At 36.9% G+C, this 15,755-nt stretch carries 17 protein-coding genes, 2 pseudogenes and 1 other annotated feature; of the genes and pseudogenes, 9 read left to right on the top strand and 10 right to left on the bottom strand.

Going from position 1 to position 15,755, the window contains the following annotated elements; genetic code table 11:
• Nucleotides 1–141 precede the first annotated feature (141 nt).
• Nucleotides 142–393, top strand: a binding site (T-box leader).
• Between the two features lie 81 nt (nt 394–474).
• Nucleotides 475–1,836 (top strand): amino acid permease, encoded by a 1,362-nt coding sequence (locus tag ACE1MS_RS18305; RefSeq protein WP_036164297.1) that lies wholly within the window; start codon nt 475–477, stop codon nt 1,834–1,836.
• Between the two features lie 141 nt (nt 1,837–1,977).
• Nucleotides 1,978–2,127 carry a hypothetical protein gene (locus ACE1MS_RS18300; RefSeq protein WP_012292280.1) on the top strand — a complete coding sequence of 50 codons (150 nt, stop codon included), beginning with the start codon at nt 1,978–1,980 and terminating at the stop codon, nt 2,125–2,127.
• Nucleotides 2,128–2,276: 149 nt separating this feature from the next.
• Here the strand turns inward: ACE1MS_RS18300 and ACE1MS_RS18295 are convergent, their stop codons facing one another.
• The 3 genes and pseudogenes from ACE1MS_RS18295 to ACE1MS_RS18285 all read right to left on the bottom strand — a co-directional run.
• Nucleotides 2,277–2,618, bottom strand: coding sequence for a GNAT family N-acetyltransferase (locus ACE1MS_RS18295; protein ID WP_051563314.1), 342 nt, complete (start codon nt 2,616–2,618; stop codon nt 2,277–2,279).
• A 149-nt stretch (nt 2,619–2,767) separates the two neighbouring features.
• Nucleotides 2,768–3,857 (bottom strand): annotated as a pseudogene (locus ACE1MS_RS18290) (IS3 family transposase).
• 67 nt (nt 3,858–3,924) lie between these two features.
• Nucleotides 3,925–4,101 (bottom strand): annotated as a pseudogene (locus ACE1MS_RS18285) (tyrosine-type recombinase/integrase); the annotation flags it as partial.
• Between the two features lie 428 nt (nt 4,102–4,529).
• Between ACE1MS_RS18285 and ACE1MS_RS18280 the strand changes: the two are divergent.
• Nucleotides 4,530–5,471, top strand: a complete 942-nt coding sequence (locus ACE1MS_RS18280) for an alpha/beta hydrolase (protein WP_418936745.1) — start codon at nt 4,530–4,532, stop codon at nt 5,469–5,471.
• 154 nt (nt 5,472–5,625) lie between these two features.
• Here ACE1MS_RS18280 and deoC read toward each other — a convergent pair whose 3' ends face one another.
• Nucleotides 5,626–6,270: a deoxyribose-phosphate aldolase gene (gene deoC, locus ACE1MS_RS18275; RefSeq protein ID WP_031417744.1), complete on the bottom strand. Its 645-nt coding sequence runs from the start codon at nt 6,268–6,270 to the stop codon at nt 5,626–5,628.
• A gap of 396 nt (nt 6,271–6,666) precedes the next feature.
• Here deoC and ACE1MS_RS18270 point away from each other — a divergent pair, with 396 nt between their 5' ends.
• Entirely contained in the window at nt 6,667–7,938 is a 1,272-nt protein-coding gene (locus ACE1MS_RS18270; RefSeq protein WP_036217867.1) for an MFS transporter, read from the top strand.
• 40 nt (nt 7,939–7,978) lie between these two features.
• Here ACE1MS_RS18270 and ACE1MS_RS18265 read toward each other — a convergent pair whose 3' ends face one another.
• A complete protein-coding gene (locus ACE1MS_RS18265) occupies nt 7,979–8,419 on the bottom strand; it encodes a cell wall hydrolase (protein ID WP_025116607.1) in 441 nt (146 codons plus the stop codon).
• Between the two features lie 139 nt (nt 8,420–8,558).
• Nucleotides 8,559–9,110, bottom strand: a complete 552-nt coding sequence (locus ACE1MS_RS18260; protein ID WP_012292287.1) for an ECF transporter S component — start codon at nt 9,108–9,110, stop codon at nt 8,559–8,561.
• 175 nt (nt 9,111–9,285) lie between these two features.
• On the opposite strand from ACE1MS_RS18260, the gene ACE1MS_RS18255 reads away from it, so the two are divergent.
• The gene (locus ACE1MS_RS18255) at nt 9,286–10,134 is read left to right on the top strand and encodes a pyridoxamine kinase (protein WP_012292288.1); all 849 of its coding nucleotides are present in this window, start codon (nt 9,286–9,288) and stop codon (nt 10,132–10,134) included.
• A 63-nt stretch (nt 10,135–10,197) separates the two neighbouring features.
• Nucleotides 10,198–10,707 (top strand): GNAT family N-acetyltransferase, encoded by a 510-nt coding sequence (locus tag ACE1MS_RS18250; protein WP_036164301.1) that lies wholly within the window; start codon nt 10,198–10,200, stop codon nt 10,705–10,707.
• 30 nt (nt 10,708–10,737) lie between these two features.
• Here the strand turns inward: ACE1MS_RS18250 and ACE1MS_RS18245 are convergent, their stop codons facing one another.
• Nucleotides 10,738–11,001 (bottom strand): hypothetical protein, encoded by a 264-nt coding sequence (locus ACE1MS_RS18245; protein ID WP_447402531.1) that lies wholly within the window; start codon nt 10,999–11,001, stop codon nt 10,738–10,740.
• A gap of 107 nt (nt 11,002–11,108) precedes the next feature.
• Nucleotides 11,109–11,264, bottom strand: a complete 156-nt coding sequence (locus tag ACE1MS_RS18240; protein ID WP_080695160.1) for a YvrJ family protein — start codon at nt 11,262–11,264, stop codon at nt 11,109–11,111.
• Nucleotides 11,265–11,436: 172 nt separating this feature from the next.
• Between ACE1MS_RS18240 and ACE1MS_RS18235 the strand changes: the two genes are divergently transcribed.
• Together ACE1MS_RS18235 and ACE1MS_RS18230 are read left to right on the top strand one after the other, a co-directional pair.
• Nucleotides 11,437–11,988, top strand: coding sequence for a sigma-70 family RNA polymerase sigma factor (locus ACE1MS_RS18235; protein WP_036160539.1), 552 nt, complete (start codon nt 11,437–11,439; stop codon nt 11,986–11,988).
• A 3-nt stretch (nt 11,989–11,991) separates the two neighbouring features.
• The gene (locus ACE1MS_RS18230) at nt 11,992–12,189 is read left to right on the top strand and encodes a hypothetical protein (RefSeq protein ID WP_012292293.1); all 198 of its coding nucleotides are present in this window, start codon (nt 11,992–11,994) and stop codon (nt 12,187–12,189) included.
• 50 nt (nt 12,190–12,239) lie between these two features.
• Here the strand turns inward: ACE1MS_RS18230 and ACE1MS_RS18225 are convergent, their stop codons facing one another.
• Both ACE1MS_RS18225 and ACE1MS_RS18220 read right to left on the bottom strand, forming a co-directional pair.
• Entirely contained in the window at nt 12,240–13,139 is a 900-nt protein-coding gene (locus tag ACE1MS_RS18225) for a 3-hydroxyacyl-CoA dehydrogenase (RefSeq protein ID WP_012292294.1), read from the bottom strand.
• 226 nt (nt 13,140–13,365) lie between these two features.
• Nucleotides 13,366–14,262, bottom strand: coding sequence for a multicopper oxidase domain-containing protein (locus ACE1MS_RS18220; protein WP_447402530.1), 897 nt, complete (start codon nt 14,260–14,262; stop codon nt 13,366–13,368).
• Nucleotides 14,263–14,597: 335 nt separating this feature from the next.
• Here ACE1MS_RS18220 and ACE1MS_RS18215 point away from each other — a divergent pair, with 335 nt between their 5' ends.
• A complete protein-coding gene (locus tag ACE1MS_RS18215; protein ID WP_036217869.1) occupies nt 14,598–15,659 on the top strand; it encodes an S-layer homology domain-containing protein in 1,062 nt (353 codons plus the stop codon).
• Nucleotides 15,660–15,755 lie beyond the last annotated feature (96 nt).

Below are 15,755 nucleotides of genomic sequence, written 5' to 3'. Positions count from 1 at the left end.
AAATTACTGAATAAAATTTGGTGAGTTGTATGTATTTAGTAAAATGTCATATATAAGTTAAGCGGGTTATGAAGAAAAATGGTATTGACAAAATATTTTTTTTCTGTAAAATGAAAAACAATTCAAAAATATTTGTATAGAACAAAGGCTATGAAAAGAAATAGTATCAGTTATTTTTACGAACAGAAAGTTACCGGTTGATGAGAGGTGCATGTAAAACGATTGAGAATTCATCTTGGAGCTGTGTACCGAAAGGATCATTCTGAGTAGGCTACACCGGTAAGCATCCGTAATCATGTGCGAGAGTATCGTCAAATGACCGTACTTCTTAAGGTAAGTAATGTGAATTGCTTATAAATTAAAGGTGGTAACACGAGTTGAATCGTCCTTTTGGTTAATCCAAAAGGGCGTTTTTTTTTATTCCTTTTTTGAGCAAAGTATTTGAAAATCTATACGTATTAGGAGTTAGACATTATGAATGACAATCATCAAGATTCACAGCTAAAGCGCGGATTAAGTACTCGTCACATGCAATTAATTGCACTTGGCGGGTCCATTGGGGTCGGTTTATTTTATGGCTCTAGTTCAACCATTCAAATGGCTGGACCATCTATTTTACTAGCTTATTTAATTGGAGGATTAGTCATTTTCACCATTATGCGTGCATTAGGTGAAATGGCAGTAGCGGAACCTGTATCAGGCTCGTTCAGTACGTACGCGAATAAATATTTAGGACGCTTTGCGGGGTTCTTATCGGGCTGGACGTATTGGTTTATGTGGATTGTCGTTGGTATGGCAGAATTAACAGTAGTCGGTGTATACATTAACTATTGGTTTCCTGATATTCCACAATGGGTAACTGCTCTTGTAGTACTTGTTATGATGACGCTTGTAAACTTAGCAAATGTAAAAGCCTACGGAGAATTTGAATTCTGGTTTGCAATGATTAAAGTTGTTGCGATTATCGGGATGATCGTTCTTGGATTAGCCATTATTTTCTTCGGTGTTGGTAACCACGGTGAAGCAATTGGCTTCGAAAATTTATGGGCACACGGTGGCTTCATGCCAAACGGTTTCCATGGTATTTTAATGTCACTTGTATTAGTTATGTTCTCATTCGGTGGGGTTGAATTAGTTGGTATTTCTGCAGGAGAAGCAAAAAATCCTAGCAAGTCCATTCCTTCTGCTATTAACAACATCGTTTGGCGTATTTTAATTTTCTACATTGGTGCATTGGGCGTTATGATGGTTATTTATCCTTGGAACGAAGTTGGTTCAGAAGGTAGCCCGTTCGTTCAAATTTTCGATTACGTCGGCATCCCTGCTGCAGCTCACATTATTAACTTTGTTGTCATTACAGCAGCAATGTCTGCATTTAATAGTGGTTTATATGGCTCAGGACGCATGCTTCACAACTTATCGGTACAAAAAAATGGTCCAAAATATTTTAAAACGGTAAGCAAAAACGGTAGTCCGCGTAGAGGGATTTTATTTTCTTCAGCGGTGTTATTAATGGCAGTTGTCTTAAACTATGTAGTACCTGAAAAAGTGTTCATCTATATTTCTGCTGTTGCGACTGTTGCAGTCATTACAAGCTGGATGATTATTTTATTTGCACAATTGAAATTTAGAAGGGCAAAAACGAAAGAAGAAGTAGCTGAACTAAAATTTAAAATTCCGCTTTATCCACTATCTACGTATATTGCCATTGCCTTCTTATTAATGGTTATTGTGTTAATGGCGTTTATTCCGGACATGCGTGTTGCCCTATATGTCGCACCAATTTGGTTTTTAATCTTATTTGTTGGATACAAAGGTATCAATATTAAAAAATAGTTACAACATTTCATTTAACATCAAAAAAGTCCTTTTGGTTAACTCGGTTGGCTATGCCTATAATGTATACATCAGCAAATTAAGGTATATTATATTTGTTGAATAGAATATTTGTAAGACAGGAAAAGTAGGTGAACCAACATGGGGAAATATCAATTAGATACTAAAGGTAAGGTTGCTGTGGCAAAGTATCATGAAAAACACAAGCCTGCCAAATTTGATAAAAAGCAGCAACTTGAGAAAATACGTGCGGAGTATTTGAAAAAGAAGCAAGAACAAACAGATCAATAATATGAATGAAAACATAGGAAGATCTATATTATCAAGACCTAATTTAAAAAAAGATAGCAAAATTAAAGTGTTCTACATATTAGTCATATTTAATATGTAGAACCCTTTCTTCTTTTACTAAAGCACCCCGTTAGTCTTATAAGAAGTTATCATTTTCTATGCAAAACAAATTGTGATTTACTGTATTTAAAATTATTTTTTTTGTAAAAAGGAATTAAATGTTCTTCACAAAACAAGCTAATAACATCAATGTGAGATAGTTCGTCTAACAATTTTGATACAAGATTCTTTCCAATACCTGATTTTTGATATGCTTTATGTATAACAACGTCTTCTATATAAGCCCTAAATTTACCGTCCGTTACAGCCCTTGCAAACCCAATAAGAGTACCATCTTTCCATACACCAATTGAAATTTCCCTTTTTAACATTTCTTCAATATCTTGTTCTTTTCTTTCCTCCCACCAACCTGCATCGTTATAAAGTTTCATAAGTTCGATTGCTTTAATTGGTTTTTCATAAAATCTAAAATATTCAAGTTCCAAGTCTTTATCCTCGATTCGTTTTTATTCTAATTTTACATAAATAGTACAGAGTTGTCTTATTCAACTTGGTATGTCAACACTAAACTGGTCAAAAATTATAAGGCCTGTTGCTTGAATTCCACTGGAGTTAAATAGCCTAGTGTTCCGTGAATTCGAATGTTATTGAACCAATGAACATAATCATCAAGTTCAAGAGCGAGCTGTTCAAGAGTAGAAAAATGTGCTCCGTTAGCGAATTCGGTTTTAAACATCGCCTCAGCCACGGCGTTATCATAAGGGCATCCCTTCATGCTCAGAGATCGCTGAATTCCAAATGTTTCTAGGGCTTTTGAAATGAGCGTATTATCAAACTCTTTTCCTCGGTCTGTATGAAACATTTGTATGTCGTTCAAACCAACTCTGCTGTCTTATTTGCACCAGCATTACGGCCAATGATTTCACGATTGAAAAGGTCGACAAGTAAGCATACATAATGCCATTTTGTTCCGACACGGACATATGTTAAATCACTCACGATGACAGCCAACGGCTCTTCTTGCTCAAATTTGCGCTGTAATTCATTTTTTAACGGCGCTTCATCACATGTTGAGTTATGCAGTTTATACTGTGCTACTGTATAGTTTGATACTAGTCCAAGACCTTTCATTAAACGACCAATTCGACGACGTGATACGTGTTTTGGCTCTGGTAATTTACTTAGTTCTTTCTTGATTTTACGCGTACCATAATTGTTACGGCTTTCTTTGAAAATACGAGCAATCTCTTTGGAAATCTCTTTAACTTCAGTTTTTAGCGCACGTTTGCCACAAACATCGGCGTGATAATAATACGTACTTTTCGGAATATCAAGGACGTCACACATTGCTGATACTGAATATTTGTGAGCGTTATTTCGAATTACATCTATTTTCGTCCCATGATCAGCGCTGCTTGCTTTAAAATATCATTCTCCATCAGTAAACGTCTGCTTTCTTTGCGTAATCGAGCTAGTTCGTTATCTTCTTCAGAGCGATTATCTTTGGCAGCGAATGAACCGGTTTCTTAATGGTTTTTAATCCAACGGTCTACAGCCGAAGGCGTTATATCGAATTCTCGGACAATATCTGCACGGGATTTTCCATTTTCATAAAGTTTTACTAATTGCAATTTAAATTCAGATGTAAAAGTTCGACGTTGACGTGACATAATAGCACGCTCCTTTAAGTTGGTAGTCTAAGTGTACTAGCCCTTATTTTTTATGTCCAACTTAGTGTAGCCGATTCAAATAATGTTTTAAGGAATAGCAATACGTTTTTTGAGTATTGGAACTCTTACCTGCCATCACTAAATACTTTAAATATTTCATTACAGGTAGAACAGGAAAGCCATTACTATCAATAAACACATCCCTTTTTGCATTATCTTCTAAAATAACCTCTTGGATACGAATATTACCCACCGCCTATTGAACATTAGTTTCTAATAAATCGAATGAACGTTCTCAACCATATATCATACTATTTATACTAGCTATTCTATATAGAGTTAAGCGTTTTATTATAATTAATCTATATCTCCCTATGTTTTTTCAATTTGATAATAGCGTTTTTGATTCTTGACAAAAACTCGTCATCAGGTATCCATTCTTTGTTAATAGATTTTGACATTACGTGAACCGCCCTAGCATTTTTTTATTTGTTCATACTCTGTTCATATGGTTGTCATGAGGGGGACATCTTCATTGTATAGGGTATTCTTAACGGCTTGCGAAAGTGGCCGGGATTGAAGATGCGAAGTTGATAACGAAAGGGAGGAGTGGCACGAGATCAAAATAGTAAAAGGCTTTCACTGGCTGTTTTATATCGTCGTGCAAAGAGAATGAAAAAAAAGATAACCATTATAGGTAAAATACTAGCGGGTTTAGTTATAGCTATATTACTTTTTTTATTGATTGTTTTCTTAGTCAATACAATTTGCAGCAAAATGGAGCAGGGGAAAATAGAAACGTATGGTCAGTCTGTAAGAGTAGACGGAAAAAATATGAATGTTTTCATTCAGGGAGAGGGCGAGGAAATTGTCGTACTTTTACCTGGTTATGGAACGGCAGCACCGGGACTTGATTTTCAACCATTGGTAGATGAATTGTCTCCATTTTACAAGGTTGTTGTCGTTGAGCCATTTGGTTATGGATTGAGTGATTTAACTGAGAAGGAGCGGAGTTCAGAAAATATTGTTAGTGAAGTACATGAAGCTTTACAGCAGCTTCATATTGAGCGGTATATTCTAATGGGTCATTCGATTTCGGGCCTTTATGGACTGGATTATGTGAATAAATATCCTAATGAAGTGAGTGCATTTGTGGGGCTCGATAGTAGTGTACCGACGATTAGCGAGAAAAAGATTGGTGCTTCCATCATTACTACTATAAAATTCCTTAAACAATCGGGTTTAGCAAGATTGCAGGTGAAGCTGGGTGATGACCCATACGCCGAGCTATCATATGATGAAAAAACAAAAGAACAATTAAGAATGCTACAGCATAAAAACCTGTATAATTCCACTCAGTTAAATGAAGCTGAAATTATGTATGAAAATTTTAAAGCAGCTGAAAATTTATCATTTCCAAAAGATCTTCCTGTTATTTTCTTTATCCAAGCGAATCATCCAGTCACTGATAGATGGGTACCAGAGCATCAAAGGCAAATAAAAAATTCAGTCTATGGTCAGGTCGTGACATTTGACGGGGATCATTATTTGTATCGTGCACAAGCAAAAGAAATTGTGGATAGCTTAAGAGAATTTATGAAAGTGGTAAGGTAGTGAGCTAATCTGTAACATAGTCGAGTCAACTAGGTGAGTCATCAATTAAGCGTAAAAGCCTCATGGGTTCTACAAATAATCGCTCATTTAAATTTCCCTTTATGCATATGGCTAAGTGATTTAAAACCGCCCATTTGGACGGTTTTTTTCACTTTTAACGAAGTATTTTTACAGCAGAGCTAGTGCCTATTCTTGAGGCACCTGCATCTATCATAAATTTTATATCTTCCATGGTACTTACTCCGCCAGAAGCTTTTACCCCAACATTTGGTCCGACTGCTTGTCTCATTATCGCAACGTCTTTAGCAGTTGCTCCATGCAGTGAAAAACCTGTGGAGGTTTTAAGAAAATCGGCGCCAGCTTTTACGGCTATTTGGCATGCACGAATTTTTTCTTCATCTGTTAGTAGACATGCTTCTATAATCACTTTTACTAGCGCTTTTCCTTGTACAGCATTGACAATCATTGAAATTTCTTTTTCCACTAGCATGTTGTTTTTGTTATTTTTTAATTCTGCTATATTCATCACTACATCTATTTCGGTGGCTCCGTTACCAATGGCATTTAAAGTCTCGAATACTTTCGTTTCAGTCGTGTTTGCACCTAAAGGAAATCCTATTACTGTGCATATATTCACATCCGACTCACGTAATAGATCAGCAGATAAGCTCACCCATGTAGGATTCACGCATACAGATGCGAACCCGTATTGTATGGCTTCTTGGCATAATTGAATGATTTCTTTTTCGGTCGTATTAGGTGAAAGTAATGTGTGGTCTATTAATTTTGCATAGTCCATAAATATATCATCTCCGGCTTCAAAATATGATTCTGAAAAATAGGCGATAGGACATGTTTAGCTGGAAAGCGATGTTTCCCTACTAAAAAGGTCTGTAAGGATGTTAAGCAACCTACGTGTTATATATTAAAGGGTTTAACATTTTTTAGACCATCCAGTTTATGTGATTTTTCCTCATCCATTAGGACCTAGGTCTTTATGTGTTTTTAAGTTCAATTTTCTAGAAATTAAATATGGTCCATATATTTCCAACATTTAGCTTGCAGTTGGGTGCAATTGGTTATTTGAAATTTTTGAAATAGGTTTGAAATATTAAATGTGACACTGGCAAAAAAAGGTCTCCCCCCAACCACCAATTCATATACATAAGGTAAAAACTAATAGGAGTAGTGATTATTGGACAAACAACATCACAGATATAGATGGGTTGTGTTTGTTGCGGTATTGTTTACGTATTTGTTAATGGCCAGTCAACGAACTGCTCCCGGGTTAATTACAGACCAATTGATGAGCGATTTTGGGGTGATGGCATCGACCATTGGGCTATTGACGAGTATCCAATTTTTTGTGTATACGAGTTTACAAATTCCGATGGGGGTTTTAGCTGATCGGTTTGGACCGAACTTGTTTCTTATAATGGGTGCTATCCTTACAGGGCTAGGCACGATTCTGTATAGTCTAGGTACACATGAATTCATCCTATTTTTTTCTAGAATACTTACTGGTATGGGAGACGCGACCATTTGGGTGAATATGGTGCTTATTTTGGCACAATGGTTTCAGAAGAAGGAATTTGTTCGTTTAATTGGCTTTGCAGGTATGACAGGTAGTCTAGGGTTCTTATTGGCGACGGTTCCTTTTGCTACTTTGATTCTTTTATTGGGTTGGAGAATTTCATTTTTTTCAACGGGACTCTTATTATGTTTATGTGGTGTTCTTCTTTATTTTGTACTTGTTAAAAATGCGAAACGTATCTTTTCAGTAAAATCGATAGTGGAAGCTGAAGTGCTACAACGTGAGAAAACGTCTGTTTTATTACGGAAAATATTTTTAAATCGACAAGCTTGGGCTTTATTTTTTTGCCATTTTGGGGTTGTTGGGGGATATGTTGGCTTTATCAGTTCGTGGGCTGTTCCCTACGGAATCCATATGTATGAGATGACACGTTCAGAGGCCAGTCAGCTAATTATGATTGGTCTTTTTGGAGCACTTATCGGGGCTCCTCTAACAAGCTGGCTAGCTGGCCGGCTAGAAACGATTAAGAAGCCTTATATAGGTGTTCAATTGGCTGTTTTATTGAGTTGGTTATCCTTTCTCTTACGGAAGGGGCATCCGTCCCTTTATTTACTTATTATACTATTCTTCATCATCGGCTTTGGATATGGAGCAAGTGCCTTAACGTTCGCGGCGGTTCGCCAAACTTTTCCTATCAGTGAATCTGGTATCGTTTCTGGCTTTGCGAATACGGGAGGCTTTTTAAGCGCTGCATTACTACCGATTATTTTTGGCTATGTGTTGGATTATTTTCAATCCACTTCAGGTTATTTAGGGGATGGGTACTACTATGGGTTTTTCACCCCAGTTTTATTCTCCGCCATTGGCTTGATGGGAGTACTATTATTGAAGGAACAGCGTATGAGAGCAGGCAAAAAAATGTCAAATAGATGAAAGGAATACCTGTAAAATAAGGTATTCCTCTTTCAACGACTTACCCCATATAAACACTTTCACAAGTATCTGGTGCTGGTTCATAGAAGCAATGATTTTTAAATTGCCCTGTAAACGGTTGGCCGTACCATGTTGGGGGACATGGGGCATACGGATTGAAGTACCAAAGGGCGTATTTGGCTGGGTGCTGACGCCAGAAGTCTAAGTTCTGTTTGGCTAATCTTTTTTCCGTTTCTCTGGCACGTTGGTAAAACATATTGCCTTTTTGAACGGCTTCAAATGAATAATTTCCTCCTTGCACTTGATAAATCACTTGCTCGATAGTTCTAACATCGTTAAAGTCTAAGCAAGATGCAACAGCGCGATTGACAATCACATTGCCTACGTATAACATACCTTGCTGTCCTTCACCTTCAGCCTCTGCTCGCATCATCCTTGCCATTAATGCAACGTCTGCATCACGGTATTTTACTCTTGGCATTTTTACCACCTCCACCATATAGTATGAAAATGATCGAGGCTAATTTCACGTTATCCTGAAAATTAGCCGTTTTCTATATACGAGGAAAGAAAAAAACGCCATTCGAGCTGCAAAATAAATGAGCAGGATGGCGTGTTTATTAAAAATTCCTTTTGAAATAGGGGGTTTTTTTCAGAACGACACATACTGGAATAGCGATAATTAGGCCAACCATGTTTTGAATAACATCACCAGGAATGGATGCTAACGGTGCAATCCAGCTATTGAACATAATCGCTTGCCCGATATAATAGACGGCAATCATTACGGGCATGGATACAACAGCCCCTAAAATGTTTAAACCAATATGGTCGCCTTTATATCCTTTTGACCAAGCAATTTTACCAACGATAAAGCCTTGTAATGCGCGTGAAATAATAGTAGTGGGTGCCCAAATTAACCAGCCCCCTACGATATCGAACAAGCCCATTCCGATGGCTCCTGCAAGTGCTCCCTTTTTTGGACCAAATAAAATGGCTGAGATAAACAGCATGGATGTCCCTAAGTGAATCAGCCCACCTTGACCAAAAGGTAATTTTAGATTAATAAACATGGTTGCAACGAAAACAAGTGCCGCTAAAATGGCTGTAATGACTAAATCAAATGTTTTCGTACGTGGTCTTGTATAGGATGATCTTTGTATATTTTGCATCTTTATCTTCCTCACTATGATGAATATTTTGATGATTTTTACTTTAGCAAAGGACTGACTGTTGTAAAAGTGTCAATTTTATAAAAAAGTTAGAGGTCAGTTGATGGATATTTTCGCATTTTACGAATTGTGATACGATGAGGTGAGTATAAACAGGATGAGTTAGGTGGAATGTATGATGAAAAAAGTGGCTGTAATTCAGGATATGTCATCCTTTGGGAAGTGCTCGTTAACGGCTGCAATGCCTGTATTATCTGTGATGGGTATGCAGGCGGTGCCATTGCCAACTGCGATTTTAACGGCGCAAACAGGATACTCGAGCTTTTATTGTGAGGATTTAACCTCAAGGATGGACTACTTTATGGATGAGTGGAGCAAACTTGGGGCGAGCTTTGATGGCATTCATACGGGCTTTGTTACAGGGAAAGAGCAAATCGATAATATTTTTCGTTTTTTAGGCGTGTTTCACTCAACAGATACAACCTTGCTAGTTGATCCTGTAATGGGGGATCACGGTGAGGTATATAAAATGTTTACGGGCGACTTACTGGAGCGAATGAAGGAGCTAGTAAAGTGTGCCGACATTATTACGCCAAATGTGACGGAATGTTGCTTGCTCACAGGTTTGTCGTTTGAGAGGATGCAAAGCTATCAGCATGAAATAGATTATATTCAGGTCCTAGAAGAAGCGGGTCAGCAGCTCCAACAGGCCACTGGTGCAAAAGTCATTATAACTGGCTTGAATCCACCAACAGCTGCGGGCAAGCGTTATGTGGGCAATATGTTTGTCGATGCGGAGCGGTCTTTCCATAGTATTCGTGACTATAATGGTGAAAGCTACTCAGGCACGGGTGATCTATTTGCGTCTGTTATTATGGGCGGCATGATGCGTGGGCAGGATTTAGTGGAATCCATGAAGCTAGCAGAGACGTTTTTAGCAGCTGCTATTGAAGCGACTTCCAAGGAGCAAGTACCTCGCGAGGCAGGCGTTCATTTTGAACAATTTTTACGGATGTTACTTTAGAAAAAAGTTTTTAACGTTTTAAAAACGTTGTTAGCAATCAATAGAAATGGGAGGGGAAGACATATGGAAATTAGGTTATTAACAGCACAAGATGCTACATCCTATCGAACATTAAGATTAGAGGGATTACAAACAAATCCTGAGGCATTTGGTTCAAGCTTTGAAGAGGAAAAAGATATGGCGCTTGAGTTGTTTGCAAGTAGACTGGAAGCGCAAGGTTCTTTTACCTTCGGAGCATTTGATCAGAATGAGTTGTGTGGGGTTGCCACATTAGTGCAGGAAAGCAAAATGAAGCTAAAGCATAAGGCAAGCATTTTTGCTGTTTATGTGTCTCCCAAAAAGCGAGGGCATGGCTTAGGTAAACGTTTGATGCAGGAAATAATCAAGCAAGGAAAGCAATTAGCCGATGTAGAGCAGATTAACTTAACCGTAGTATCTTCTAATGAATCGGCAAAAGGACTGTACACATCATTAGGCTTTCTAATGTTCGGGACAGAGAAGAGAGCTTTAAAAATAGACCACCAATGCTTTGATGAAGATTATATGGTTCTATATGTAAAGCCTTTGAAGTAAATCCAAACTTCAAAGGCATTTATGCAAAATTCAAAAAAACAATACAATGAATAAAGTAATGACCGCAATAAAAAGAGCTAATAAAGTGCTAACCATACTTACTTTCTTTTTCAGTAACCATAAGCTTAGCGCAACAATAATGATTGATAATGGGAGTATCAGCCAAAATACAAGATTGCACAAGTATTCAATTTGAATGGGGAATGAATCATAAAAGTAATTATAAGTGATGCCTAGCATGAAAAAAATGGTTATGGCTATATCGGCTGATACCATTGTATTGTGAGTAATCATAATCCCCTCCCATCTCAGAAATATTTATTTTTACATATATTGTATGCATAGACAGAGCGAAATCACACGGCAGCATTCATTAACAGGATGCTGCCGTATTTTTTTTACTATTCCTCATGTTTATTTAAACTTCTTATGATGACAGCTTCTAAATTTTCCATTTTCTTTTCAAATCGCATAAAGAGATAGATGGTGATGGCCATTGGAAATCCTGAATTACCAATTAAGTTCATCCACATTTGAATATTTTCGGGTGTTAACATGACATCTTCCTCCTTCACCAATGTTGTGTCTTACATATGTAAAAGTGGTTTTAAGTTAAATAAAAACAATATTAATTTGATTTTTAAGAACATTTGTTCTTATTTTGGTTTATAATAGATAGATGATAGTCACTTTATTTAGCAAGAAGGCGGATAGATAGGAGTGATGATGATGAAAAACGAGAACTATAAAATCGAGAATTTTTTTGGCAGGAATATGGAACAGATAAAAAATCCAATTATCAAAAGCTTTTTGGCTAATGCTAAAAACCTTTATTTGGTTGAAAAAGCAATCTTATATCCAACTGATTGTAATATGAAATTGGTTGATGAAACATTTCAATTACACTATATAAATGTTCAAAAAATAAAATATGTCAGTAATTTAATTTATTTCTATAGCTTGGATTTTGATAAAAAAAGGAGAAGATTACACGACCGTTTCTTATTAATTGTAGACGATGGTCTATTTGAGACTGGGATGGTGAGAAAGGACGAAATCATTCAAGAAGGGTTATTAGATGCTGTTGAAAACGAGGAATTATTTCAATCTTTGAAAAGCTTAACGGATAAGCAGCTTCAAATTTTAGAAATGATTTATGCTCATGATTATTCGATAAAAGCTGTTGCTGAAACATTACAAACAACACCCCAAAATATATCGAATCTTCATCGAAAGGCATTAAAAAAACTACAACAAAAGCTTCGTAAAGAGGAGGGGTAAGGGATGGAAAGGGAAAATAGCTATCACGAGGAGTCACTTCAATTCATCGAGAATTTTTCACCTAAAATTAAACAATGTCTCCATCAGACAAGCTATCAGGAAAGAGAAGATTTGGAGCAGGAGATTAAATTAAAAATTATTGAAAAACTTGCGACAAAGGAATTTATCAATACCCCTAGCTTTTGGGATTTCTTCACCTAAGCCAAAAAAAGAGCAATTATCCTTGTTTGTGGACAATTGCTCTCTTTTCATTAACCTTTTAAGAAATCTGGTTTAGCAAAGCTTGGGTTTGGATAGGTATAGAAGCCCTCACCTGTTGCACGACCGAGCTTACCTTTTTCGATGTACTCTGTTTTCAGTAGGTTGGCAAGCTTTTTCATGTTTTCATCACCAGTAGCCGTTGCTTTTGCTTCAACAATGTTATAGGCAGTGTTGATACCAACGATGTCTAAGATGGCGAATGGACCAAGAGGCGCGCCTGTACCAATCATCCATGTTTTATCAATCGTTTCCGGGTCTGCCACTTCTTTTACTAATAAAGATTCGGCGGCATCTAAAAATGGTACGAGCAATGAGTTTAAAATATAGCCAGGTTGCTCCTTATATAATGGTAGTGGAACCATGCCGATTGCACGTGCAAATGCAACAACCTCATCGAATACTTTCATATCTGTGCCTGGGTGTTTCATAATTTCAGCTGTGTTGTTTTTCCAAATAGTATTGGCAAAATGTAGAGCTAAAAATTTCTCAGGACGGCCTGTTGCTTCTGCAAATTGGCTAGGTAATAAAGTAGATGAGTTAGTCGCAAAAATTGTTTTGGCAGGTGCTACTTTGCCAAGGTTCGTATAAAATTCTGTTTTAATTTGGACAACTTCAGGGATTGCTTCAATTACAAGATCAGCATCAGCAACAGCTTGTGCTAAGTCGCTTTTAAATGTTAGTCGAGCATAGGCAGCATCTACTTCTTCTTGTGTAGCTCCTAAGTCTTGTTGATAAAGTGGTTTCAATTTTGTAATACGATCCTGTGCATTTTTCAACGCCTCGTCGTTAATATCGTAAATGGTTACTTGAAAACCTTTAAAAGCAGATTGATAAGCAATTTGACTTCCTAAGACACCGCTACCTGCGACCGTAATATTTTGATAATTCATCGAAATTCCTCCTTTAAAATTGTTACATTAATATAATAGTGTGGATATGTAAAAAATCCTTCGATACTATTCCATACTACTTCTTTAGGTAATATAAAATCAAATGATAGCCTCTATTATTATAATGATATAAAGTTTATGGTCTTGCTCCTTTACAAGTATGTACCCAATATCGACTAAACATAACTGTAGAAATAAAAAAGACAGCAACTAAGCTGTCCATGTCTTAACAATAATCCACTGTGGTAAACATCCCGCCAACATCAGGAGCGCCGTTATTGGTAACGTGGTGAGGCATATGACAATGGAGAGGCCAAATGCCTGGGTTATTGGCCAGAAATTCTATATCCCACGTTTCACCAGATGCCACAAGAATAGTGTTTTTTGCGATTTGGGTATGACGAGCAATTGGAAAACCATCTGCGCCAACAACATGAAATTGATGGCCATGCAAATGGATGGGATGGTGATGCATTTGGATATTGCCAAAACGAATTTTTACTGTATCACCGAAATTTACAGATAAGGATTTGGTGAAGGGATAGCACTTCCCGTTCATCGTAAAAAAATTAAATTCTGGCTTCTTAAAATTTAAAGGATACGTGCCCTTCGTAAGAGCCCCCCAGGGTAATTGATCAACTGCCCATTCCTGTAATAAACATAAATAATCTTTGTGCTGTGAAAGGTTCTGTTTGCTTGGATCTTCAACAATAAACCCTCCTAATAGGCCAGCATTATCTTGCACAGCTACATTTACATGAGAGTGATACATATACGTCCCTGGTGGATTTTTTATCGTAAAGTGATAATCAAAATAATGCCCCGGTTCAATAAAAGGGGATGGTTCAATAGGTGGTACACCATCCATAGCATTTGGCACCATTAAGCCATGCCAATGTACACTTGTTTTTTCGGGCAACCGATTAATTACACGAATACAAACACGATCCCCTGGAAAAACGTGGATGGTCGGACCGGGTGTAGAACCATTGTAGCCCCATACCTGAATCAATATCCCATTTACTAGCTCCCATGTTATTTCCTCTGCAGTCAAGGTGAACAGCTTTGTTCCATCTACTTGAATTCTATAAGGTAAATCTGAAATACCAGGGGTAATAACCATTTAGCACCCTCCTGAAGGTTAATCTTCACTATTGTATGTCAATGGTGATTCAATGTAGGACTAGTTACTTTATACCTATTTTTTCATATTTATTACATTAGTAGCATATATAAGGGGAATGATGTTTTGTAAATGACTAGCCTATGCATACATAACATAAAAACTTATCTTATTTCTTCAATGGTCTTTGCTGTGAGTGAAAATAGAGGTAGTCCTATTATAATAGGACGAAAATAGGTCTTTTTATATAATTATTGTAGAATTTACATATTTTTATAGAAATACAAACTATTGATTTAGTACACTGAATTTATAGATCAAAGGAGGAAATAGTAATGAAGAAAATAATGTTAGCCGGAGCACTAAGCATTGTATGTTTTACAGGAGGATTGGGTGGACAAGCGTATGCACAGGAAGCGGTAGATGTTGCAAATTTGATTCATCAAAAGCAAACAGTAGCAGCTGCTGATCAATTACAAGCCATGTCCTATCAAGATATCTATAAAATATTACTACTATCTAAGGTAGGCTATGAAAATAATGAGGTTACAATCGTTACAACAAATACAAATATAACCGTGAAAATTTCACTAGAGGCGATTCTTCAATCCTATAAAGATGGTACAAATCTTTATCCGGAAGGCGAAAAAGATTTTACGGAAAACTATGAAGAAATTAAGAAATTATTCGGTAACGCTATTCAAATTCGAATTACGCAAACTGGAAATGGCTTTAAGAGTGAAATCTTTACGGCAAATAAATGGGAAGCTATAAGTGCGGCAGATTTAAATAGTATGTTAGTAGTATTTGCTCGTGCAGATGTGGAATTAAAACCAGGTGGGTACTTCAAGGATGCAATTGGACATTGGGCAGAGAGCTATATTCAATTGCTCTATCAAGCAGATATTATAAATGGCTCATCTGCCACAACATTTAATCCAAATGGACAAGTTACTCGTGGAGAACTGGCAGCTATTATTTTCAGAGCATCAGGTTTAGATGTAAATGAAGATTATGAAGGACCAGCTACTTATACGGACCTTAATGGCTTTTGGGGTGCGAAGGAAGTAGCCATTTTAGAAGAGTATGGCTTAATTGATATTTTCGATGGTAGTAAGTTCGAGCCCAAAAAACCTGTTACACGTGAGGAAATGGCATACGTGACAGCGAGATATTTAGAAGCTATGGAAGTGGATCTTTCTAAAGTAAGCAAGACCAATACATTTACAGATAAAAATCAAATGCGCAAGGAAACAGTAGAGTCTATTGGTTTATTGCAGCAATTAGGGATTTTAAATGGTACGAATGGTAAGTTTAATCCGAAAGGAAATCTTACTCGTGCAGAGGTTTCAAAAATTCTTACACTCACACTAATGGAATTAAGTGACGAGGAATAACAATAAAAAGCAATCCACCTTATGATTGTGGATTACTTGAATTCATGGCAAAGGTCGTCGAAAAGCTCACTCTCGATGGCCTTTGTCATTTTTTCT

It is taken from the genome of Lysinibacillus sp. fkY74-1, assembly GCF_053165895.1.
The sequence above is the reverse complement of the archived record's forward strand: the minus strand, read 5'-3'. Positions and strand labels throughout refer to the sequence as shown.